The sequence below is a fragment of the Nitrobacter sp. Nb-311A genome (assembly GCF_000152905.1).
GTDB lineage: Bacteria > Pseudomonadota > Alphaproteobacteria > Rhizobiales > Xanthobacteraceae > Nitrobacter.
This window is the reverse complement of record NZ_CH672417.1, coordinates 258,366-279,535: the sequence shown is the minus strand read 5'-3', so window position 1 is coordinate 279,535 and position 21,170 is coordinate 258,366. Positions and strand designations below refer to the sequence as shown.

Annotated in this window: 21 protein-coding genes and 1 pseudogene; 13 read left to right on the top strand and 9 right to left on the bottom strand. The window is 60.7% G+C overall.

The annotated features are described in order from the left end of the window. The first annotated feature begins 8 nt into the window (after positions 1 to 8). From NB311A_RS12590 to NB311A_RS12580, 3 genes are all read left to right on the top strand, one after another. The gene (locus tag NB311A_RS12590; RefSeq protein ID WP_009798955.1) at positions 9 to 881 is read left to right on the top strand and encodes a phosphoribulokinase; all 873 of its coding nucleotides are present in this window, start codon (positions 9 to 11) and stop codon (positions 879 to 881) included. 121 nt (positions 882 to 1,002) lie between these two features. Beyond that, entirely contained in the window at positions 1,003 to 2,088 is a 1,086-nt protein-coding gene (gene fba, locus NB311A_RS12585; RefSeq protein WP_009798954.1) for a class II fructose-bisphosphate aldolase, read from the top strand. 476 nt (positions 2,089 to 2,564) lie between these two features. After that, positions 2,565 to 2,825 (top strand): hypothetical protein, encoded by a 261-nt coding sequence (locus NB311A_RS12580; RefSeq protein ID WP_040675199.1) that lies wholly within the window; start codon positions 2,565 to 2,567, stop codon positions 2,823 to 2,825. Positions 2,826 to 2,997: 172 nt separating this feature from the next. Here NB311A_RS12580 and NB311A_RS12575 read toward each other — a convergent pair whose 3' ends face one another. Further along, entirely contained in the window at positions 2,998 to 3,699 is a 702-nt protein-coding gene (locus NB311A_RS12575; RefSeq protein WP_009798951.1) for a DUF1013 domain-containing protein, read from the bottom strand. A gap of 231 nt (positions 3,700 to 3,930) precedes the next feature. On the opposite strand from NB311A_RS12575, the gene ispH reads away from it, so the two are divergent. The 6 genes and pseudogenes from ispH to NB311A_RS12545 all read left to right on the top strand — a co-directional run bounded on the left by ispH (position 3,931) and on the right by NB311A_RS12545 (position 8,514). Beyond that, complete coding sequence (gene ispH / locus NB311A_RS12570; protein WP_009798950.1) at positions 3,931 to 4,893, top strand: 4-hydroxy-3-methylbut-2-enyl diphosphate reductase; 963 nt, start codon at positions 3,931 to 3,933, stop codon at positions 4,891 to 4,893. A gap of 131 nt (positions 4,894 to 5,024) precedes the next feature. After that, positions 5,025 to 6,005, top strand: coding sequence for a homoserine kinase (locus NB311A_RS12565; protein ID WP_009798949.1), 981 nt, complete (start codon positions 5,025 to 5,027; stop codon positions 6,003 to 6,005). Beyond that, positions 6,002 to 6,457, top strand: coding sequence for a ribonuclease HI (gene rnhA, locus NB311A_RS12560; RefSeq protein WP_009798948.1), 456 nt, complete (start codon positions 6,002 to 6,004; stop codon positions 6,455 to 6,457). Before NB311A_RS12565 ends, rnhA begins: the two co-directional genes overlap by 4 nt. 438 nt (positions 6,458 to 6,895) lie before the next feature. Beyond that, on the top strand, positions 6,896 to 7,087 hold the full coding sequence (locus NB311A_RS22655) for a hypothetical protein (protein ID WP_245256999.1): 192 nt from the start codon (positions 6,896 to 6,898) through the stop codon (positions 7,085 to 7,087). Further along, positions 7,072 to 7,221: pseudogene (locus tag NB311A_RS22650) on the top strand (RMD1 family protein); the annotation flags it as partial. The gene NB311A_RS22655 and the pseudogene NB311A_RS22650, both read left to right, overlap by 16 nt. Before the next feature lie 87 nt (positions 7,222 to 7,308). Continuing rightward, positions 7,309 to 8,514: a PhoX family phosphatase gene (locus NB311A_RS12545; protein WP_009798946.1), complete on the top strand. Its 1,206-nt coding sequence runs from the start codon at positions 7,309 to 7,311 to the stop codon at positions 8,512 to 8,514. A gap of 269 nt (positions 8,515 to 8,783) precedes the next feature. Here the strand turns inward: NB311A_RS12545 and NB311A_RS12535 are convergent, their stop codons facing one another. From NB311A_RS12535 to NB311A_RS12515, 5 genes are all read right to left on the bottom strand, one after another. Beyond that, positions 8,784 to 9,269 carry a peroxiredoxin gene (locus NB311A_RS12535; RefSeq protein ID WP_009798945.1) on the bottom strand — a complete coding sequence of 162 codons (486 nt, stop codon included), beginning with the start codon at positions 9,267 to 9,269 and terminating at the stop codon, positions 8,784 to 8,786. 233 nt (positions 9,270 to 9,502) lie between these two features. Further along, the gene (locus NB311A_RS12530; protein WP_009798944.1) at positions 9,503 to 11,185 is read right to left on the bottom strand and encodes a long-chain fatty acid--CoA ligase; all 1,683 of its coding nucleotides are present in this window, start codon (positions 11,183 to 11,185) and stop codon (positions 9,503 to 9,505) included. A gap of 132 nt (positions 11,186 to 11,317) precedes the next feature. After that, positions 11,318 to 12,721 (bottom strand): serine hydrolase, encoded by a 1,404-nt coding sequence (locus NB311A_RS12525; protein WP_040675194.1) that lies wholly within the window; start codon positions 12,719 to 12,721, stop codon positions 11,318 to 11,320. A 270-nt stretch (positions 12,722 to 12,991) separates the two neighbouring features. Next, the gene (locus NB311A_RS12520; protein ID WP_009798942.1) at positions 12,992 to 14,821 is read right to left on the bottom strand and encodes a glucan ABC transporter ATP-binding protein/ permease; all 1,830 of its coding nucleotides are present in this window, start codon (positions 14,819 to 14,821) and stop codon (positions 12,992 to 12,994) included. A gap of 135 nt (positions 14,822 to 14,956) precedes the next feature. Then, entirely contained in the window at positions 14,957 to 16,018 is a 1,062-nt protein-coding gene (locus NB311A_RS12515; RefSeq protein ID WP_040675036.1) for an ABC transporter substrate-binding protein, read from the bottom strand. 237 nt (positions 16,019 to 16,255) lie between these two features. Here NB311A_RS12515 and NB311A_RS12510 point away from each other — a divergent pair, with 237 nt between their 5' ends. The 4 genes from NB311A_RS12510 (at position 16,256) to NB311A_RS12495 (ending at position 18,474) form a co-directional block, all read left to right on the top strand. Continuing rightward, a complete protein-coding gene (locus NB311A_RS12510) occupies positions 16,256 to 16,837 on the top strand; it encodes a YqaA family protein (RefSeq protein ID WP_040675191.1) in 582 nt (193 codons plus the stop codon). A gap of 172 nt (positions 16,838 to 17,009) precedes the next feature. Continuing rightward, positions 17,010 to 17,198, top strand: coding sequence for a hypothetical protein (locus tag NB311A_RS12505; RefSeq protein ID WP_009798939.1), 189 nt, complete (start codon positions 17,010 to 17,012; stop codon positions 17,196 to 17,198). Positions 17,199 to 17,439: 241 nt separating this feature from the next. After that, positions 17,440 to 17,682, top strand: coding sequence for a hypothetical protein (locus tag NB311A_RS12500; protein WP_009798938.1), 243 nt, complete (start codon positions 17,440 to 17,442; stop codon positions 17,680 to 17,682). 138 nt (positions 17,683 to 17,820) lie between these two features. After that, positions 17,821 to 18,474 carry a hypothetical protein gene (locus tag NB311A_RS12495; protein WP_116394767.1) on the top strand — a complete coding sequence of 218 codons (654 nt, stop codon included), beginning with the start codon at positions 17,821 to 17,823 and terminating at the stop codon, positions 18,472 to 18,474. A 70-nt stretch (positions 18,475 to 18,544) separates the two neighbouring features. On the opposite strand, the gene NB311A_RS12490 is transcribed toward NB311A_RS12495, so the two are convergent. The 3 genes from NB311A_RS12490 to NB311A_RS12480 are packed head-to-tail and all read right to left on the bottom strand — an operon-like array spanning position 18,545 to position 21,108. Next, positions 18,545 to 19,501, bottom strand: a complete 957-nt coding sequence (locus NB311A_RS12490) for a glutathione S-transferase family protein (RefSeq protein WP_009798936.1) — start codon at positions 19,499 to 19,501, stop codon at positions 18,545 to 18,547. Between the two features lie 54 nt (positions 19,502 to 19,555). Continuing rightward, positions 19,556 to 20,059 carry an isoprenylcysteine carboxyl methyltransferase family protein gene (locus NB311A_RS12485; protein ID WP_009798935.1) on the bottom strand — a complete coding sequence of 168 codons (504 nt, stop codon included), beginning with the start codon at positions 20,057 to 20,059 and terminating at the stop codon, positions 19,556 to 19,558. Further along, positions 20,056 to 21,108 (bottom strand): type III polyketide synthase, encoded by a 1,053-nt coding sequence (locus tag NB311A_RS12480; RefSeq protein ID WP_009798934.1) that lies wholly within the window; start codon positions 21,106 to 21,108, stop codon positions 20,056 to 20,058. The genes NB311A_RS12485 and NB311A_RS12480 overlap by 4 nt, the downstream gene beginning before the upstream one ends. Between the last annotated feature and the right edge of the window lie 62 nt (positions 21,109 to 21,170).

The following is a 21,170-nucleotide window of genomic DNA, read 5'->3' as shown; positions in this document are numbered from 1 at the left end:
CTCATATCGTGTCGAGGAAGCATCCCATCATCTCAATTACGGGTTCGTCGGGCGCCGGTACGACGTCCGTCAAGCGGACCTTCGAGCAGATTTTCCGCCGCGAGAACGTCGTTGCGGCCTACATCGAAGGCGACGCTTTCCACCGTTACAATCGCGCTGAAATGCGCACCCGCATGGCCGAGGAATCGGACAGGGGCAACAAGCACTTCAGTCATTTCAGTCCTGAAACCAACCTGTTCACCGAGCTGGAAGCCGTATTCCGCAGCTATGGCGAGACCGGAACGGGCACCACGCGATACTATGTTCACGACGATACTGAATCGGCGCTGCACGGTGTTCCTCCCGGCACGTTCACGGACTGGCAGCCTTTGCCGGAGAACTCGGATTTGCTGTTCTACGAGGGGCTTCACGGAGCCGTCGTAACCGACAAGGTGAATGTCGCCCAGTACGCGGATCTCAAGATCGGTGTCGTTCCTGTGATCAATCTCGAATGGATCCAGAAGCTGCATCGCGACCGAAGCGCGCGCGGCTATTCGACCGAGGCGGTCACCGACACTATCCTTCGGCGCATGCCGGATTACGTCAACTATATCTGCCCTCAGTTCGCGGAGACGGATATCAATTTCCAGCGCGTGCCGACGGTGGACACTTCAAACCCGTTCATCGCCCGGTGGATACCGACGCCCGACGAGTCGATGGTCGTCATTCGCCTCAAGAATCCGCGCGGCATCGATTTTCCATATTTGCTATCCATGATCCCGAACAGTTTCATGTCGCGTGCCAACTCGATCGTCATCCATGGCTCCAAGCTTGACCTCGCGATGCAGTTGATCCTGACGCCGCTGATCCTTCAGCTCATCGAGCGGAAGAGGCGCGCGTAATGGGACGGATTGCATTTTCGGAATCGCCGGCCCCGGCGGTGTCAGGACGGGGCGTGGCCAACAATACGATCGCGCCAAACGCGACATCTTTTCACGATAGCCAGATGGGGAGGGAACCGACATGGCGCGCATAACCTTGAGACAGCTGTTGGATCATGCGGCAGAGCACGGCTACGGCGTGCCGGCGTTCAACATCAACAATATGGAGCAGGGGCTTGCCATCATGGAGGCGGCCGCCGCCGTCGACGCTCCGGTCATTCTCCAGGCCTCCAGGGGCGCGCGCTCCTACGCCAACGACATCATGCTGGCGAACATGATCGACGCGCTGGATCAGATGTATCCGCACATTCCGCTGTGCATGCATCAGGATCACGGCAACGAGGAATCGACCTGCGCCACCGCGATCAAATACGGCTTCACCTCGGTGATGATGGACGGCTCGCTCAAGGCCGACGCCAAGACCGCGGCGGATTATGAATATAACGTCGACATCACCCGCCGCGTCGTCGACATGGCGCACTGGGTCGGCGCCTCGGTGGAAGGCGAGCTGGGCGTGCTCGGTTCGCTCGAGCATGGCGGCGGCGAGCAGGAGGACGGGCACGGCATCGAGGGCCCGGTCAGTCACGACCAGTTGCTGACCGATCCGGACCAGGCCGTTGATTTTGTTCGCGCAACCAAGGTCGACGCGCTGGCGATCGCCATGGGCACCTCGCACGGCGCCTACAAGTTCTCGCGCAAGCCGGACGGCGACATTCTCGCCATGAAGGTGGTCGAGGAAATCCACCGCCGTCTTCCCAATACGCATCTGGTGATGCACGGCTCGTCCTCGGTGCCGCAGCATCTGCAGGATGAGTTCAATAAGTACGGCGGCGAGATGCCGCAGACCTGGGGCGTGCCGGTCGAGGAAATCGTTCGCGGCATCAAGCACGGCGTTCGCAAGGTCAATATCGACACCGACTGCCGGCTGGCCATGACCGCGGTATTCCGGAAAGTCGCGACCAACAACAAAAGCGAATTCGATCCACGCAAGTTCCTGAAACCCGCGATGGATGCGATGCGCGATCTCTGCCGTGAGCGTTTCGAGCAGTTCGGTACCGCCGGAAATGCCTCGAAGATCAAGGTGATCCCATTGGCGGAAATGGCCAAGCTCTATCGCACCGGTAAACTCGATCCGCGTATCGGTGAAACAGCGGTCGCTGCCGAGTAAATACGATCCGGCTCTGGCGCGGTCAGGCTTCCGGTCAGACCGCCCGGAGGCCGATTGCCGCAACATCCGCTGCGCCGCCTTCCATGCGGTGCCCGCACGTTCCGAGGCAGCCTGCGCCTCGTGGTCTGAAACCATCCGGTTCGAACCAGGACGATTCATCCTCCCGATCGTCCAGCCCGGATGTACTGCTCCGTCGTCTCGCATGACGACGGAGCCTTTCTCCCGGCCGTTCTGAAGAAAAGCCCCGTGATCCTGCAAGGGCCGCAGTACCCGCTGCAACCTTGAAATATTCGATGGACTTACAATCCTCGCAATTGGGCTCGAACAGTTGCTTCAGTCTGATTCCATACACCTGTATCAGGCTGAAGCCTTTTTTCATTTGACCATGATCTTATCGAAAGTGGTTTCCGCCTTGCGCTGGCGCGGCCCTTCGGATCGAGATTATGCTTCAAGCTCCGGCAATCGGGGAAACGATCATGGGACGAACGACATTCACGCGCCAGGCGGTCATCGTCCTGGCTGTCCTGTCACTTGGCGGGTGCGCTAACCTTGAGCGGCACAATCCGAACGCGCTGTCTCACAGCGATGACGATGCCTATTGTCAGGCGCAGGGCGGTCCGCAGGGATCCGCAGCCTACACCGCCTGTCGCAAAAATCGTGATGTCGCCGCCACGCGATCGGATCGTATGGAACGCACCCACCGCGATCTCGCCGAGCGGATGCTGAACGGGCAGTAAATGGCCTTCAGCGACGCGCCTGTGACCATCGGGGCAAGCTGACATTTCCGGATGCGGACGTCGCAGCCGCTGTGAAACGACAAACTCTTTGAGCACGATCCCGCTTTTCGGAAAAGATCACGCTCAAACAAAAAGATAGCGACGAGTCTGGTTCAACGCAGTTGAAGTATCTCTACTCTTTTTCATCCTCCTCGGTTTTCTTGCCGCCGATTGTCTTCAGCTTGGCGAACACGGCGTCGACGTTGAGATCGTCCTGCTGCTTTTCGGTGGGCTCGGATTCGCCGTCCTGATGGGTGGTCTCGGACGCCGGTAGCAAGGTAGCGCCGCCATACTGCTGATCGGTCGGCTTCTCCTTGGCTGCGCGCTGCACCTCGAAGTCAAGTTCGATCTGTGAGCAAAGGCCCAGTGTCACCGGATCCATCGGCGTCAGGGTTGAGGCGTTCCAGTGGGTACGGTCGCGCACCGCGGCGATCGTGGTTTTGGTCGTGCCGACCAGACGCATGATCTGTGCGTCCTTCAATTCCGGGTGATTGCGCACGAGCCAGAGGATCGCGCTCGGCCGCTCGTGGCGACGTGACACCGGGGTGTAGCGGGGTCCCTTTTTCTTGGCCGCAGGCGGCAGCACCACCCGGCTCTCGCTCAGCTTCAGCCGGTAATCCGGGTCTTTTTCGCCTTTCTCGATCTCGTCGCGGGTGAGTTGGCCAGTGGAGATCGGGTCCATGCCCTTGATGCCCTGGGCGGCATCGCCGTCGGCGATGGCGCGGACTTCCAGGGGATGCATCTTGGTGAAGTCGGCGACCTGATCGAACGACAGCGCGGTATTGTCGACGAGCCACACGGCAGTCGCTTTCGGCATCAGCGGTGCATTGCTCATGGCAAATCTCCTTTGCGCTTTGCCCACCCCTCAGGGCAAAGCCTTTTGGTCATCGACGATGACGGGAATTGGAGTCTATATATGCTGCCGGAGGTCGGCTGCGCAATGGCTCTGCCGATCCTTGGCTTGCGGAAGCTGCCTTGACAGCGCCCGAAAGCCGTCCAAAGTCACCATCAGATATTGGCCGTTCCCGCCCTGCCGGTGTGGGGTGATTCGGTCCCGGATCGCCTCATGAATGCTAAGCCAAAACTTAAAATCGTGCTTTGTTCGCCCCGCGGCTTCTGCGCCGGGGTCGTCAGGGCGATCGATACCGTGGAACGTGCGCTGACGCTGTACGGCGCGCCGGTCTATGTGCGGCACGAAATTGTCCATAATCGCTATGTCGTGGACAGTCTTCGCGCCAAGGGAGCGATTTTCGTCGAGGAACTGGCGGAAATTCCCGATGACACCACGGCGCCCGTGGTTTTTTCCGCCCATGGCGTGCCGAAATCGGTTCCCGCGGATGCTCAGCGGCGCAATTTCTTTTCGCTCGATGCCACCTGTCCTCTCGTGACCAAGGTTCACCGTGAGGCGGCGATCCATTTCAAGCGCGGCCACGAGATTCTGCTGATCGGGCATTCCCATCATCCGGAAGTCGTCGGCACCGTGGGACAGTTGCCGGCGGGTGCGGTGACCCTGATCGAAACTGCCGAGGACGCCGAAAAATTCACGCCGAAAGATGTCGATAACCTTGCTTTCGTGACCCAGACCACGCTGTCCATCGACGACACGGCCGAGATCGTCGCCGTGCTGAAACAGCGCTTTCCCAATATCCATGGGCCGCACAAGGAAGACATCTGTTACGCCACCACCAATCGCCAACTGGCCGTCAAGAAAGTGGCGCCGGTGGTCGACGCGCTGATCGTGGTCGGCGCGCCGAACTCCTCCAACTCGCAGCGGCTGCGCGAGGTTGCCGAGCGCGAGGGGTGCAAGGTATCCGTGCTTGCGCAGCGCGCCAGCGATCTCGACTGGAGCATGTTCGAGGGGATCACAAGCCTTGGGATCACCGCAGGCGCGTCGGCGCCCGAAGTCATCGTCGAGGAAATCATGGACGCATTCGCCGCGCGCTATGAGCTTGAGGTGGAGACGGTCTCGGCCGCGGAAGAAAACGAGTTTTTCCCGCTGCCCCGCTCGCTGCGGCCCGACGCCGCCTAGAGCACTTTCGCTTCTGATTGAATCGGAAGCGAAGCTCTGGATTGTTGTTTTGACGCGTTTTCTATACGCGAGCCGGATTCCACTTCGCTCGAAAACGCTATAGCACTGCAAGACCCGAATGAGGATATGAGATGGCGGTCTACACTGACGTCGCCACCGAGGAGCTTGCGGATTTTCTGAAAGCCTACGATATCGGCGATGTGCTGTCCTACAAGGGCATCGCCGAGGGCGTCGAGAACTCCAATTATCTGCTGCACACCACCTCCGGATCGTTTTTCCTGACGCTCTATGAAAAGCGCGTCGCCATCGACGATCTGCCGTTCTTTCTCGGCTTGATGGGGCACCTTGCGACCCATGGCATCGTATGTCCGCAGCCGGTCAAGACGCGCGGCGGCGAAACGCTCGGCCGCCTCGCGGGGCGTCCGGCCGCCATCATCGATTTTCTCGAGGGCGTGTGGCCACGGAAGCCGAACGTCGCTCATTGCGCCGCAGTCGGTGCAGCGCTGGCGAAACTGCATCTCGCAGGCCGCGATTTTCCCATGAGCCGCGCCAACGCGCTGTCGCTGCCGAGTTGGCGGCCACTGTTCGAACAGGCCGGAGCCTGCGCCGATATCGTGCAGCCGGGTTTGCACGATTTTCTCAGGGCTGAACTCGACCACCTTGAGGCGCGCTGGCCGCAAGAGCTGCCTGGCGGGGTGATCCATGCCGACCTGTTTCCTGATAACGTGCTGTTTCTCGGCGACAGGCTCTCGGGGCTGATCGATTTCTATTTCGCGTGTCATGATTTCTTCGCCTATGACGTCGCGATCTGCCTCAACGCATGGTGTTTCGAGCCGGATCATTCCTTCAACGTCACCAAGGCGCGGGCGCTGCTTGCCGCCTATCATCGCGAGCGTGCGTTGTCGGAGGCCGAACGGGAAGCGTTGCCATTGCTCGCGCGGGGCGCGGCGATGCGGTTCCTGCTGACGCGGCTGGTCGATTTTCTCAACGTGCCCGCTGGCGCGCTGGTGAAGCCGAAAGACCCGCTCGAATACGTCCGCAAGCTGCGATTCCAGCAGCGTGTCGGCAGCGTCCGCGATTACGGCGTCGCGCTCTCGGGGCTGGTGGCGTGAATTCGCCCGCGCTTCCGCATGTCACGATTTTCACCGATGGCGCCTGCTCGGGCAATCCGGGTCCCGGCGGCTGGGGCGCGATCCTGCGGTTCGGTGACATCGAGAAGGAATTGAAGGGCGGCGAGCCGCACACCACCAACAACCGGATGGAACTGCTGGCGGCGATCTCGGCGCTGGAGGCGCTGAAGCGCCCGGCGCTGGTCGACCTCACCACCGACAGCCAGTATGTGCGGCAGGGCATCATGAGCTGGATTCACAACTGGAAGCGCAACGGCTGGCGCACCGCCGACAAAAAGCCGGTGAAGAACGCCGACCTCTGGCAGCGGCTCGACGCAGCCCTGCAGCCGCATCAGGTGCGCTGGCATTGGATCAAGGGTCACGACGGCCACAGCGAGAACGAGCGCGCCGATCAACTCGCGCGCGAAGGCGTGGCGATAGCGAGGTTGAAGTAATTCTTCCCTCTCCCCTTGCGTTCTCGGGAGAGGGATTGCTGCGGATGGACGTTTGTTCCTTGGAGTGGATAGCGCGTTGATATTGCTTGCGTCAATGACGACGGAAGGTCACGTTTGAACCCATCATTATCCGTGCGGTGCTACCTATTTGGGTTTGAGGTAGCACCGTGGGTCGGGGATTCAAATGCCGCAAATGAAGCTGACCAAGACTGCGATTGACGCGCTGCCAACACCTTCCAAGGATATCGTGTATTGGGACGCCGGTTGCCCAGGTTTCGGCATCAAGGTGACCCCTCTCAACGTGGGGCACCGATTGCTGCCAACAAAGCGAAGTCGACCAAAACGTTCTTTCGTTGGTGTGTAGGCCGCGCGGTGCTGGATCGCTTGCCGGCCGATGGAGTGCCTCTGCCGGCAAAGCAAATCACGCGGGATCACGTCTTGAGCGACGACGAACTCCGTCGAATCATTCTCGCTGCCCGCCAGCTCGGTGGACCTTATGGCGACATCGTCGAAATGTTGGAGCTCACCGGTCAAAGACGTGAGGAGGTGGCCCGCTGCACTTGGGACGAGATAAATTTGAATACCCGAATCTGGCGGCTTCCATCCGAGCGTGCCGGAAGCTCGCTGTAGTAGCCGAAACAGCCAACACTCTCGCTGATATTATCGATACGCGCCGGTCGCTGCACCTTGAGCTTATTATCGTCGTGTTGATCGCGGTCGAGATTATCGTCACCTTTTATCAAATTTATGCTGGAGGTCATTGATCTGGAGTCGGCCCCGTCTCCGAAGTGAACGAACTGTCACAGAGCGGCGGTAAAAATTTGGGACCTTCCCTTCTTGTGAGTCCCGAGATGAGCCAGGCCATCGAGATTATTCCCGGCGACGGCTGCGATGAGCCACCCTGCCTTGAGACCGGAAACCCGCGTTTTGGCGATCTTGTCACGCGGCGCCTGAAGCGTCGCGACGTGCTCGTTGGCGGGCTCGCTAGCGCGCTCGTCGCGCTGTTCGTCCGGCCGTCTGGTGGAAGAGCTGGCAACCGTCTCGATTTCAAACCAGTCCCGGTCAGCCGTGCCGATTGCGTGGCTGTCCCCGAAGGATACCGCGTTCAGGTCCTGCTGCCATGGGGCGAGCCGATCCTGGGCAGGATGCCTGCCTTCACCATCAACAACAGTGGCGAGGATCAGGCGATGCAGATCGGTAGTCATCATGATGGGATGCACTTCTTTGCGATTGACGGCAGTTCTGATGACGGGCTGCTTGTCGTCAACCACGAATATGTCGAGCCGCGGTTGATGCAGGCCTCTGCCTCAGGTCTCAGGCTCGGCGTCGATGACGCTTATCTTATCGATGGCCGCCGACCGGCTGACGACGTGCTCAAGGAAATGAATGCGCACGGCGTCAGCGTCGTTCGGATTCATCGCGAGGCTGATGGCGGATGGGCGGCGGTTGCCGATCCTCGTAACCGCCGCATCACCGCGTTGACACCGATGGAACTGGCTGGACCGGCGCGCGGCAGCGATTTCGTCAAAACGAAATACAGCCCGGACGGCACCAGCGTCCGCGGTACGCTGAGCAACTGTGCGTCGGGCGCGACACCGTGGAATACCTATCTTGCCGCAGAGGAGAACTGGGCGCTGTATTTTCGTAACGACGACAGCAAGGACGGCAAGCCGGATCAGCCGCGGGAGCACAGCCAGTATCGGGTTCCGCGCGGCAAGACACGCTACCATTGGGAATTGGCCGACAACGGCGACGATGCGTTCGTTCGCTTCGATGCCTCACGCAAAGCGCCGAGCCCGACCGAGGACTATCGCAACGAGCCAAACGCTTTCGGTTGGATGGTGGAGATCGATCCCTTCCAGCCCGATGCGGTACCGGTCAAGCGCACCGCGCTCGGACGCTTTGCACATGAGGGCGTGGTGTTCGCGCCGCCGACCGAAGGCAGGCCGCTGGTTTGTTATTCTGGTGACGATGCCAAGTTCCAGTTCATCTACAAATTCGTCAGCGCGACTACCACCACCATCACCAGCATAGGATTCATGGCCACTAAGCTCTGATGACCCAGTCGGATGCTGCGATCCGACATGTTCAGCTGCTTCGCAGCCTGCTCTTTGGAAACAAACGGCAAACTTTCCGCTTGATCCGATTTGCGATAACCGCAGCGGCGGAGACAGAAACCTTACCGGATTCGACGGCTAGCCGGGTGAGGGGTACGGATGAGGACGCACGCGCGCCCTCACCCGCCTTCGATGCTCCGCATCTCAGGCACCCTCTCCCGCAAGGGGAGAGGGAAGAAGAAGGTCATCACGCTCCGTGAAATTCTTTCTCAAAGCTGCCCCAGCAGCGTGTCGCCGCCGGAGACCTCGACCTTGCCGGGCGAGTCCTCGACGTTCAGTTTCTTCACCACACCGTCCTCGACCAGCATGGAATAGCGTTTTGAGCGGATGCCGAGCCCTTTCTCGGAGCCGTCGAATGTCATGTCGAGCGCCTTGGCGAAATCGGCGTTGCCGTCGGCAAGAAACGTGGCCTCGTTGCGCTGGTCGGTATCCCGCTTCCAGGCGTTCAGAACGAACACGTCGTTGACCGAGACGATGGCGATCTCGTTCACTCCCTTGTCCTTGATGGCGCGAGCGCTGGCAAAAATGCTCGGAAGATGCTGCTTGTGACAGGTGCCGGTATAGGCGCCGGGCACCGCGAACAGCGCCACCTTCCGGTCCTTGAAGATGTCGTTGGTGTTTTTGGTCTGAACGCCGTCTTCCGTCATGATGCGGAATGTCGCGTCGGGCAGGCGGTCGCCAACTTTGATGGTCATCGTCAGATCTCCGAGGAATGGCAGCGTGTGGAAAGGTGGACATACAATATTCCACGGCAGCGAAACGGCAACCGTGGCCGGTTCACCGTACTGTCATCAAGGCGATTCCCAGCGAAGCGGAACGCGGCAAAAAGAGAGCCGGAGCATGATCCCGAAAAGTGGAAACCGATTTTCGGAAAAGATCATGCTCATGATCAAGCGGGGATTCTGCTGAGACTTCAGGAGGAGTGAACCTACGCTGCCGCCTTCGGCTTCTCGCGCAGTTCGCGACGGAGAATCTTGCCGACATTGGTTTTCGGTAGCGAATCGCGAAATTCAACGTGTCTGGGCACCTTGTAGCTCGTCAATTCCGTGCGTGCATACTTGATGATCTCTTCGGATGTGAGATTCGGATCTTTCCTCACCACGAAAGCCTTTACCGCCTCGCCCGACCTTTCGTCCTTGATGCCGACCACGGCGCATTCCAGCACGCCCGGATGGCCCGCGATCACGTCCTCGATCTCGTTTGGATAGACATTGAAGCCGGAGACCAGGATCATGTCCTTCTTGCGGTCCACGATCCGGGTGTAACCGTCCGCCGACATCACGCCGATATCGCCGGTGCGGAAGAATCCATCCGCCGTCATCACCTTTGCGGTCTCGTCCGGCCTGTTCCAGTAGCCCGGCATGACCTGCGGCCCCCTGGCGCAGATTTCTCCCGCCTCGCCGAGTGGAATCTCCTTGCCGTCGTCGTCGCGGATGGAGAGGTATGTCGAGGGTAAGGGAAGCCCGATCGAGCCGGAGAACCTGTCGCTGTCGGCCGGATTGCAGGTCAGTGTCGGCGAGGTTTCCGAAAGGCCGTAACCTTCCAGCAAAGCGCATCCTGTCGCCTTCAACCATCTCTCCGCCACGATTTTCTGGACGGCCATGCCGCCGCCGATTGACACCTTGAGTTTCGAGAAATCGACCTGGTCGAAACCGGGCGCATTGACAAGAGCGTTGTAGAGCGTGTTCACGGCCGGGAAGATGTTGATCTGATACTTCCTCAATTCCTTGACCAGTCCGGGAATGTCGCGCGGGTTCGGGATCAGCAGATTGACGCCGCCCGCACGCATCCCGAGCATGAAGCACGCCGTTAGCGCGAAAATATGATAGAGCGGCAAAGCGCAGACGATGAAGAGTTGATCGACCCTCGGCGGCTTCTTCAACGCAGGTTGCAGCCACGCATCATTCTGCAGCATGTTGGCGAGAATGTTGCGATGGAGCAGCGTCGCGCCTTTCGAGACGCCTGTGGTGCCGCCGGTATATTGCAGGAAGGCCGCGTCATCAGGCGTGAGTTCGGGCCGCGCAAACGTCATGCCGCGCCCTGCGGCAAGGGCGTCGTTGAACCTGACGGCGCCGGGGATCGATGAGGGCGGCACCATCTTTTTGATGTGGCGAACGACAAAGTTGACGATCACGCCCTTGAAGCCGAGCAGGTCGCCCATGCTGCCGACAATGACGTGCCTGACGTCGGTTCGACCGATTGCCTGCTGCACGGTCGATGCGAAGTTCTCCAGCACGATGATCGCTTCCGCGCCGGAATCCTTGAGTTGATGTTCAAGTTCGTGCGGCGTGTAGAGCGGGTTGACGTTGACGGCGGCATAGCCGGCGCGCAGCACGGCGACCGTCGAGATTGGGTACTGCAGCACGTTCGGCATCATCAGCGCGACGCGCGCGCCCGCTTTCAATCCCCGGTTTTGCAAGTAGGCGCCCAACGCCAGCGACATCTCGTCGAGCTCGCGATAGGTGATCGCCTTGTCCATGCAGATGAAGGCCTTGCGATCGCTGAATCTGGCGAAACTCTCCTCCAGCAACTCGATCAACGAAGCGTATTGCGACGCGTCGATGTCAGCGGGCACGCCCGCAGGATATTGCCTAAGCCAGATGCGATCCATGTGACGCCCCGGTGGTCCCTGTTTTCAAAAGGGAGATTGTCGGTTCAGGGACTATCGGGCAAGGCGGCCGTTCAAGGCAAGCGGTTGCCGGAAAATGACGTCCGGCGCGTTTGGTTTCGCCGTGCTGGCGTTTTACGGTTTGGGCTTGCTTTCCGCCGTTTTCGGTTTGGCTGATGAACCTGTAGCGGACGCCGGCCGGGCACCGGTGCGTTTCGCATCATGCTTTTTGCTGGCGGCGGGTTTGGCATCGGCCGGGGGTTTTGTGGTCTTGGGATCGATGGTTACCGAGAGCCGCTTTTTCGATTTTTCTTTCGTTTTGGCTTCCGGCGCGGCGTTGCCGTCGCGTTTGCCGCGGGCGGTCTTGCCGCGCTTGCCGGCCTTTGGCGGAGCATCTCGTGCGGCATCGGCTTCTGCCGCTGCGGCGATGGCAGCGCCGGTTCGCGTAGGTCCGGTATAGACAATGACGGGCTCCGAGGGCGCCGGAGCGGCGGCGATCATATCCACCGGACGCAGCGTCGGAGGTTGCGTGCCGGTCGCGAAGAACGACATCACGGCGGCGCTTGTCGCCGACGTGTTGGCGACAACATCGTTATCCTCGTCGCTGGCAGGATGCATGCGTTTCGGTCCGCACATTTCATCGCGCAGATTGGGGGGCGCGGCCGCGATCGGCGCCAGCCTGTCGACAGTGCCGAGCGCCGGACGCAGCCACGACAGCGTGTTGTTGGCGAAGCCGCGCTCCAGCATTTGCGCGGCGCGTACAGCGCGCATTGTGCCCGACGATGCGCCGAGCACCACCGCGATCAGCCGCTTGCCGTTCTGCGTGGCTGATGCAACGAGATTGTAGCCGGAGGCGCAGATGAAACCGGTTTTGAAACCGTCGGCGCCCGGAAAGCGCCCGATCAGCTTGTTGAAATTGTGAGTCACCCTGCGGCCGTAGCGTATCGAGGGGATGTGCACGAAATACTCGTACTCAGGCAGATCGTGAATGAACGCGCGCGCGAGAATGGCTATGTCGCGTGCCGAGGAAATCTGGCCGTCGGCGGGCAGGCCGTTCGGGTTGACGTAGCTGGTCTGCGTCATGCCAAGCCGTTGCGCGGCGGCGTTCATTTCGGCTGAAAAACCGTCGATCGAGCCGCCGACGCCTTCCGCAAGCACCACGGCCATGTCGTTGGCCGACTTCACCAGCATCATCTTCAACGCGTTGTCGACGGTCACCCGGGTCCCCGGACGAAAGCCCATCTTCGAAGGCGACTGCGCAGCGGCGGTCGGCGATACCGTCAACAGCGTGTCGAGCGTGATGCGTCCGTGCTTGACCGCCGTCAGCGTGACGTAAGCGGTCATGAGCTTGGTGATCGAGGCCGGATACCAGGGAAAGGTGGCATTCTCCGCTTCCAGCACCTTTCCGGTGTCCGCTTCGATCAGCAGATGCGCTTCGGTGGCATGAGCCGCGCGTAATGGCGCGCCCGCAATCAGCAGTCCGGCGAGGACCATCCAGATCGGCAGACATTTGCGAAACGGGACGATGAAAGAATGCACGGTTGTTCCGGTCCTTTGAGACCCTCCTTGCAAGAAGGTCTGCTTCTCGAGCGTTGTCCGGCTAGAGCGTGATCCGATCAAGTTGAATCGGACCATGCTCTAGAAATTGTTGTCTGGTCGCATTTTCTTGCGGCGAACCGGTATCCACTCTTAATGAAATGCGCGCTAGTAATGAAATGCGCGCTGTAGGTTTCAGGCTTGTCCGGGCGCCGTCATCGCGGCGGCTCCAACCTATACCGGCTCAGCGAGCCAGAACAGATGGTCTGCAGCCTAATTCCCCAACGAAAGGGGCCGAATTTCGACGGCCGGGCTGGTTCCCGACGCCGGCTGGCCGACTTGGGTACCCTCCTGCGTCATGAATTGCGCTCTCGCAAGCCGGGCGAAGTGACCGCCGTTCGCCACTAGTTCGTCAAAGGTTCCATTTTCAATCACGCGCCCGTTCTCGAAGACCAGAATACGGGTAGCGTTGCGGATGGTGGACAGCCGGTGCGCGATGACGAATGTCGTGCGCCCCTTCATCACTTCGTCGAGCGCGGCATTGACCTTGGTTTCGGTTACGGCATCAAGCGCACTTGTTGCCTCGTCGAGGATCAGGATCGGCGGATCCTTCAGCAGCGCGCGGGCGATCGATAGCCGCTGCCGTTCGCCGCCGGACAGCATTCGCCCACGCTCGCCGGCATGGGTATCGAATTTTTTATCTCCGCGTTCGATGAAGTCCAGCGCCTGGGCCCGCTCGGCGGCCAGCCGCATCTCCTCATCCGTGGCGTCGGGTTTACCGACGCGGAGGTTCTCCGCGATCGAGCGGTTGAACAGCAGCGGCTCCTGGAACACCACGCCGATGTTTCGCCGCAAACCGCTGAGCGTCAGGTCACGAATATCCCTGCCGTCGATCTTGATGACGCCGGATCGCGGATCGAACGCCCGGTGCAGCAGCGCGACGGCGGTGGACTTGCCCGCGCCGGTCGGACCGACAAGCGCGATGGTTTCGCCGGGCGACGCGATGAACGACAGATCCGCGACCGCAGGCCGTTTGCCGTCGTAGGAAAACGACACGTCGTTGAATTCGACGAGCCCCTGCAAACGCCCGGGATCGACGGCGTCGGGACGGTCGCGCACCGCCGGAACGGCATCGAGCACGTCGAAGAACTCCCGGAGCCGCGGCGCCTCCATGAACACGCTGTTGATGAAGGAAACGATCTGCTCGAGCCTCTGGATCAGCATGGTGGCGAAGCTCACGAACATCACGATCTCGCCGACCGACGTCATTCCCCGCTGGTTCAGCGCGATGCCTGCGGTGAAGATCGCCAAAATGGTGATAGTGGTCGAGGCGCGCGTCATCACGGTGACGACGGCCCACCACGACAGCACCGGCATCTGCGCCGCCAGCAGCTTGTCGACGACGAAACGCAGGCCCTGAATCTCGGCATCGATGCGAACAAAGCTCTGTACCAGCGCGACGTTGCCGAGGGCGTCGGAAGCTCGCGCGGAAAGATCGGTGAAATGCGCTTCCACTTCGTTCTGCATGTCGAAGGTTCTGCGGACCACCAGCGTCGTCAGCATCGTGAACACGATGCAGAGCGCAAACAGAAGGATCGCCAGCCGCCAGTTGATATAGAGAGACAGCGGCAGCAGTACCATGAGTGACATCATCGCCGCGAAATGTTCGCGGAAAAATCCGAGCCACAGCCGCCACAACGCATCCGTGCCTTGCAGCATGACCTTCATCAATCGCCCCGAATGGGTACCGGAGTGGTAGGAGAGGGGCAGTTGCATGATGTGCTCGAAATAGCCGGTCAGTACGGCCTGGCGCTGGCGATGGGCGAGGCGGTCGGCATTGAGAGCGACGATCACGCCGCACAGGATCGTAAACAGGCCGAAGGCCGTCCAAACCGCCAGCAGCGGCCACGGCGACGTCGAAGCCGTTCCGAAGGGGCCCGCCGCCGAATTACCCGAGAGGACGTCAATGATCCGGCCGAACAGCACCGGCTCGGCGAACTGCGCGCCCGCCAGCAGCAGGTTGGCGCCGGCCAGAATCCAGCCGAGCCGGGTTTCCTTGCCGAGCGATTCGAGAACGCGCGTGTAAAGACGGACCATCGACATCGGACACCATCGACATCGGACAAAGACTCTGGCGGATCGCAACGGCAGCATTCCGGCGCAAATGAAGGATACGCCGGGCGGGGGGGGGGACGATATCTAATCAGAGGCAGGCGCTGGAATACAGCTTGCCGCTGGTTACTCGGTTTGCGTGATCTTGCGGTCGCTGGCCGGGGGTAAGAAACTGTTGTCGAAAATATCCTGGGGCGCCGGACGATTACGGAATTTGAAACCTTCGGCGATCTGGTCGATCAAGGTCTCGAACCGGACCGGGTCGATGCCGCCGATACCGCTGTGTCTGACCTCGCTGGTCAGAATGTTGTCGCTCAGCACGGCATGCAGGCGTTCCAGTTCGACAGCGCGTGATCCGCCATTTATCCGAGTCAGCACGTCATCGACAGCCTGCGCGGGCTCCCTGATGGTGAGCCGCAGACCGGCGATCACCGCGCGCACGAACCCCTTCACCGCCTCCGGCTTGTCGGCGGCGAATTCGGGGTTGACGATCAGGGCCTTGCCGTAGGCGGCGCAGCCGTAGTCGGCAAATCGCAGCACGGCGATATCGTCGGCCGGGATACCGCGATTGCGCAGGTCGATCGCCGACAGGTAGGACAGGCCGGATATGGCGTCGAGCTGGCCCGCCGACAGCATCGGTTCACGAACGGCGGGGCCGATCTGCTGCAGCTTCACGGTCTTGAGCTGCAATCCGTTCCGCCGCGCCAGCGCAGGCCACAGCCTGATGGAAGGATCGCCGTCAGTGACTCCGACCGTCTTGCCCTCGATGTCGGCAAGCTTGTTGATGCCCCGGCTCTTGCGCGCAATGAAGGCGTAGGCCGCCTTGTCGAACAGCACGAACACCGCCTTGACCGGAGGTACGCCCGGCTGATCGCGAAAGCGGATCAGGGCGTTGATATCCGCGAGGGCCAGTTCGCTTGTGCCGACCGCAACGCGCGCAATCGCGTCTGCTGCGTCGGTGGCGGCTATGGTTGTTACACTCAGGCCTTCCGCGCGGAATAGTCCCCTGGTGGACGCCAGAATGACCGGAGCCACGGCGGCATCGATCGGGCGGTCGAGCGAGAACTTGATCTGGGTTGGCGCGCCGGCGTCGGCCCCACCGCCCGCAACGCCGGGGTATGCAATACCGGCCGCGCCTACGAGCACAAGCAGGACATACCAGAGACGACCTATAGAACGCGCTTGCATGGAAGATACTGCGGCAGTTTTTGTTGATTGGGGCCGCAACGCGACCGTAACCCGGTGGCACTCTACCAGAGGCAATCTGAATGCGCGATGACCACTGCAATATGTCGCGCGCGGTTTCCTTTTACTCCGCCGGGAACCGATGGGCGGGTCGACCATCACCTCCAGTTCGCTGTGCAGGCGCCGCCGAATCTTCGCATCAGCCATGGACAAATCGGCGTTGCGATGGTTGATCGCGTCATGCTGAGACCGACCTACAACTGGTGCATCGCCGCCGCTGACAAGCCCTATGCGTTCTGGATCTTGGCCGCCGTGGCTTTCGCTGAAAGCTCGTTCTTTCCGGTGCCGCCTGATGTCATACTGTTACCGATGGCGCTGGCGCAGCCAAAGCGGGCCTGGGTGTTTGCGACCGTATGCACGATCGCCTCGGTTGCCGGCGGCGTGCTTGGCTATGCGATCGGCGCGCTGCTCTACGACTCGGTCGGCCAATGGCTCATTCATTTCTATGGACTTGGCGACAAGGTCGAAGCGTTTCGTGCGTCGTATGCGCAATGGGGCGCATGGATCATCATCGGCAAAGGTCTGACGCCGATTCCCTACAAGCTCGTCACCATCACATCGGGTTTCGCCGGATACGACATCTGGCTGTTCATTCTGTGCTCGATCATCGCGCGGGGTGGCCGCTTCTTCATCGTCGCGATCATGCTCAATCGCTACGGTGATGCCATTCGCCATGAGATCGAAAAGCGGCTCGGCCTTTGGGTGGCCATCGGGGCTGTCGTTATCGTCCTGGGATTCGTGATCGCGTTCCGCCTGATCTAGATGTCGATGAGCCATACGCACGGTCTTGCAGCCATCGGCGGATCATGCGCCACGCATGACGCGCGGTCGGCACCTGCGCGTGAAGCGTTGCGTTGATGAACAGGGCAGAGTTGGGATAGATGGCCGCAATTTCGGGCGAGGTCGCCTTTAGACGGCGGAGAAGGGAGGACCAATGATGACGATCAATGATGACCTGGAAAAATTCAGGCAGGCGAGGGCGATGGCCTTCAAACGTGGCTTTGTTGTTCGAAGAGCGGACGATCCGGACGATCCCAAGCCCTACACGCTGGTTCGCCAAGCCGTGGAAACGCATCTTGCGACCATTGATGAGGTGCTGGAGGAACTCAAGCGCACCAAGTGATTGAGCCTGGCGGAATCAGCAGCTTCGTGGGCGGGTGTTCCAACTGCGCCCGGCGTGCAGTGGAGCATCATTTACAAGGGCGTGATCGAGTCCACCGGCGAATTTGGTCGCTCGAGGAATGCCTGTGCGGCGGTTCCGCTATTAACGACTCATTAACCACTATTGGACAACTTGGTCCTGGGGACCGGTATGTATCTGCCCCGCGAGAGGCAAAAATACCGTTCGAACGGGCACAAGGCTGATGGAAGGCGACATCGCACCGGGAAAAACACCGGCGACCATCCAGGAATTGCAGGCGCGAGTGGCCGCGGCGTTTGGCAGGCATCCGCTGTGCCGCGAGGTGCGGTTCGACATCGTCAGCACGCCTAAAGCCCGTAGCGGCGTCAACTGGACGGTCGCCGTGAACGCGATCCCGCCAAATGCTGTCTGGGAAGTGTCCGAACTCGTCGCCGATATCCAGGACGCTTATATTCTGGCGGCCTGACCGCCGGCCATTGCGTTCCAGAATGCAGATTCAGTGTGAATAACGGCGGCCCGGCCCTGTCTGGCGTCGGCAAGCCTTGATTCATGTCGAGTTGTAGGGATCAATCGGCTGCGTTCGTGAACTGAACGGAGAACCTTTTTGACCCGGACGATGACGATTCTGGCGCTTGCGTGCTGCGTTGTCATGGGGGTGGCGCTGGCGGAGATATTCGGCCCTGGCAACGTTCTGATGGTTCGGTTTGTTGCAACGCCGTCTCCACAGTCCGTGGAAGCACAGCCGGCCGAACCGGCAGCCAATCGCGAGCGCAAGGCAGACAGGCTTCCGGTTCAGGTCGTAACTCCTGACGTCGGCGCCGATTTGGCGTTGTCGGAATCGCTGAGGCCGACGGTTGCAACCGACCCTCCCTTCAACACCGAGATTGCGCCATCGATGCCGCCGATCGAGGAACCGCCGTTGCCGCGCTCCCGGCCTAAACTCGCGAACCAGCTGGTCCAGAAGGACTATTCGCTGCTTAGCGATATGCAGATCGCCGCGTTGAAAGGAAGGCTTCGACTGACGCCCGGGCAGGAGCCCTATTGGCCAGCCGTGGAAAGCGCATTGCGGGATGCCGCCCAAAAAATCCACGAGCGGCGCTCGGGGTCGGGCAAGCAGGCTGCGCTCCGCGCCGCTGAGATCGAGCAGATAAAGGTCGCAGCTCAGCCGCTGTTGACGAGGCTACGGGAGGATCAGAAGCGGGAGGTGCGTGCGCTCGCGCGCATTATCGGGCTTGAGGCGGTGGCTTCGCTGATCTGAGGATGTTCGCGGTCCAGGGAGTTGAGGATAGCAGCGCTTCGACCCTCCCGGAAGTCACGTAAATCGCATGTCAAAGGCCGAGGCCGCTGAGGTCGGGTCCTTTCGGGACGATGCCATTCGGGTTGAGCGACTTGATGGAATAGTATCCTTTCTTGATATGATCGATGTTCACCGTGTCGCGAATCCCTGGAATATCCAGCACACGCTTGAGATAGGTGGTGAGGTTGGGATATTCGGAGATGCGCCGCAGGTTGCATTTGAAGAGTCCGTGATAGGCGGCATCGAAACGAACCAGCGTCACGAACAGTCGGATGTCGGATTCGGTAAACGGCACGCCGAGCAGAAACGAGCGGTCCGCCAGATAGCTTTCCAATCTGTCCAGCATTGCGAAGACCTCGTCATAGGCCTCGTCATAAGCGATTTGTGTGGTGGCGAAGCCGGCGCGGTAAACGCCGTTATTGAGCGCCGGGTAGATGCGGTCGTTGAGCGCGTCGATCGCGGGACGGAGCGCTTGCGGATAAAGATCGACATCCTCGTCCGCCAACCCGGCGAATCCTGAGTTGAACATGCGCACGATTTCGGCGGATTCGTTATTGACGATGGTCTTGCGCTTCTTGTCCCAGAGGACCGGGACCGTCGCGCGCCCGCAGATTGCCGGATCGGCTCGTGTATAGAGTTCGTGCAGATAGGTCGCACCGTTGACCTCGTCCCGGTCGGAGCCCGGGTAGTCGCCGAAACGCCAGCCCTGGTCTGTCAATGCCGGCTCCACGACGGACATCGAGACGACGTCCTCGAGTTTCTTCAGCTTGCGGGCAATGAGGGTGCGCGAGGCCCAGGGACAGGTCAACGCGACATACAGATGGTAGCGGCCGCGTTCCGCGGGGAAACCAGCTTCGCCGGTTGGCCCGGCGCTTCCGTCAGGAGTGATCCAGTTGCGAAAGCTGGACGTCTGACGGACAAAGCCGCCCTTTTCGTCCTTGGCCTGGACCGGTTGCCAATCCGACGTCCATTTTCCATTCACCAGCATGCGCGCTCCTTGGCGTTTCTGAAAATGGCGGACCAATACGCGGAGACTCTCGGATTATGGCTGCCGTTCGCGGACCATTGCAAGTGCGCGGGCCTCGGCGCGAATGCGGATGCCGAGCACCACAGCGTTCAGACCAGTGAAGACCAGCGCCAGCAAACACAGATGAAGCGCGAGCGGCAGCACTGCGATTTCCGCGGCGACGATCGCATAGTTCGGATGTGACAGATATCTGTAAGGTCCCGATGTCACCAACGGCGCGTCAGGCAGGACGATGATGCGCGTGGTCCACCGCGGTCCGAGGGTCGCGAGCACCCAAACGCGACACACCTGTAGCAAAATGTAGGCCGACAGGGCGACGACGTTCACATTCTGATCGCGGCCCCACAGCCATAATGCGCCCAGCCAGGCGGTGTGGGTCGCGATGATCAGCGGATAGTGACCCGGCGCGATCTCGATCGCGCCTCGCGCCAACAGTCTCGCAGTGTTGTAGCGGGACAGGATGAGTTCGCCGAGCCGCTGCACGGTAACCAGCGCAAGTATGAAAGCGGCGAGAGTCACGCAGCGTGACGAAGGGTGACGCAGCTTGCGGTGAAGCCCGGACCCAGCGAGGTCACGAGCGTTCGCGAGGGCAGGCCCTGCGCTCGGGCGCGTTCGAGCACAAACAAGACGGTGGCCGCTGACATGTTGCCGTAGTCGGCGATAACGCTTCGTTCGTGATCGAGGGTTCCCTGATCGAGGGAGAAGGCGCGCTCGATCGCGATGATGACCTTTGCACCGCCTGGATGGCAGATGAAGCGGTCGATGTCGTCGATCGAAAGACCCAGCCGGGACAGAACGGCGATGACGCCGGGCTTCATGTGTGCGGTCACAAAGTCCGGAATTGTGCGCTGGAAGATCACGCCGAACCCTTCGGGGTCCACGCGCCATCCCATGATATCGAGCGTGTTCGGCCAAAGATACTCGCCGGTTGCCTCGACGCGCGTGGCGCCTCCATCTCCGGCGCGCAGCACGACCGCGGCGGCTCCATCGCCGAACAGACTGGCGGCCACGATATTGGCCTTCGTCAGTTCGTCGTGGCGAACGGCAAGCGTGCAAAGTTCGAGGACCACGAGGAGCACGTTGGTGCCTGGCCGGGCTTGCGCCAATCGCGATGCAATGGACAGTCCTGCTACGCCGCCGGCGCAGCCGAGCCCAAACACCGGTACGCGCGATATATCGGTTCGGAAGCCAAGCCTGCCGGCGAGGCGGGCTTCAAGTGTCGGGGTAGCGATGCCGGTCGAGCATACCGTAACGACGGTGTCGATGTCGGTTGCGCTGAGATCGGCCCGCTCCATCGCTTTCTGCGCGACTTCGACGAACAATGCTTCGGCGCCGCCCAGAAAGGCTTGAGTTCGCTCCGGCCAGCCACGTGGCTCGCAATACCATTCAATTGGCTTGACGCCGTAGCGGTGCTGGATCCCGGTGTTGGCGAAAAGAGAGGATAGCGTTTCAAACTGCGGATATCGCGAGCCTAGGATGAATCGCGCCGCGTCGAGAATTTGCGACTGATGAAACACATTGGGCGGAACCCCGGTCGCCATCGAAAGCAAAGCGGCCGTGTGCTTCATGTCATCGCTCCCGCTCCCATTGTCATGAGCGCAGCCGCCACGACCACGTTTTCGAAGCAGCG

What these genes read in the sequence shown, in the direction of transcription:
- NB311A_RS12515 (WP_040675036.1), bottom strand. Translation starts at nt 16,018, where the DNA reads ATGCAAGCGCGTTCTATAGGTCGTCTCTGGTATGTCCTGCTTGTGCTC.
- NB311A_RS12545 (WP_009798946.1), top strand. Translation starts at nt 7,309, where the DNA reads ATGAGCCAGGCCATCGAGATTATTCCCGGCGACGGCTGCGATGAGCCA.
- NB311A_RS12575 (WP_009798951.1), bottom strand. Translation starts at nt 3,699, where the DNA reads ATGAGCAATGCACCGCTGATGCCGAAAGCGACTGCCGTGTGGCTCGTC.
- NB311A_RS12510 (WP_040675191.1), top strand. Translation starts at nt 16,256, where the DNA reads ATGCTGAGACCGACCTACAACTGGTGCATCGCCGCCGCTGACAAGCCC.
- NB311A_RS12500 (WP_009798938.1), top strand. Translation starts at nt 17,440, where the DNA reads ATGGAAGGCGACATCGCACCGGGAAAAACACCGGCGACCATCCAGGAA.
- ispH (WP_009798950.1), top strand. Translation starts at nt 3,931, where the DNA reads ATGAATGCTAAGCCAAAACTTAAAATCGTGCTTTGTTCGCCCCGCGGC.
- NB311A_RS12565 (WP_009798949.1), top strand. Translation starts at nt 5,025, where the DNA reads ATGGCGGTCTACACTGACGTCGCCACCGAGGAGCTTGCGGATTTTCTG.
- NB311A_RS12490 (WP_009798936.1), bottom strand. Translation starts at nt 19,501, where the DNA reads ATGCTGGTGAATGGAAAATGGACGTCGGATTGGCAACCGGTCCAGGCC.
- NB311A_RS12535 (WP_009798945.1), bottom strand. Translation starts at nt 9,269, where the DNA reads ATGACCATCAAAGTTGGCGACCGCCTGCCCGACGCGACATTCCGCATC.
- NB311A_RS12505 (WP_009798939.1), top strand. Translation starts at nt 17,010, where the DNA reads ATGATGACGATCAATGATGACCTGGAAAAATTCAGGCAGGCGAGGGCG.
- NB311A_RS12530 (WP_009798944.1), bottom strand. Translation starts at nt 11,185, where the DNA reads ATGGATCGCATCTGGCTTAGGCAATATCCTGCGGGCGTGCCCGCTGAC.
- fba (WP_009798954.1), top strand. Translation starts at nt 1,003, where the DNA reads ATGGCGCGCATAACCTTGAGACAGCTGTTGGATCATGCGGCAGAGCAC.
- NB311A_RS12580 (WP_040675199.1), top strand. Translation starts at nt 2,565, where the DNA reads ATGGGACGAACGACATTCACGCGCCAGGCGGTCATCGTCCTGGCTGTC.
- NB311A_RS12480 (WP_009798934.1), bottom strand. Translation starts at nt 21,108, where the DNA reads ATGAAGCACACGGCCGCTTTGCTTTCGATGGCGACCGGGGTTCCGCCC.
- NB311A_RS12520 (WP_009798942.1), bottom strand. Translation starts at nt 14,821, where the DNA reads ATGTCGATGGTCCGTCTTTACACGCGCGTTCTCGAATCGCTCGGCAAG.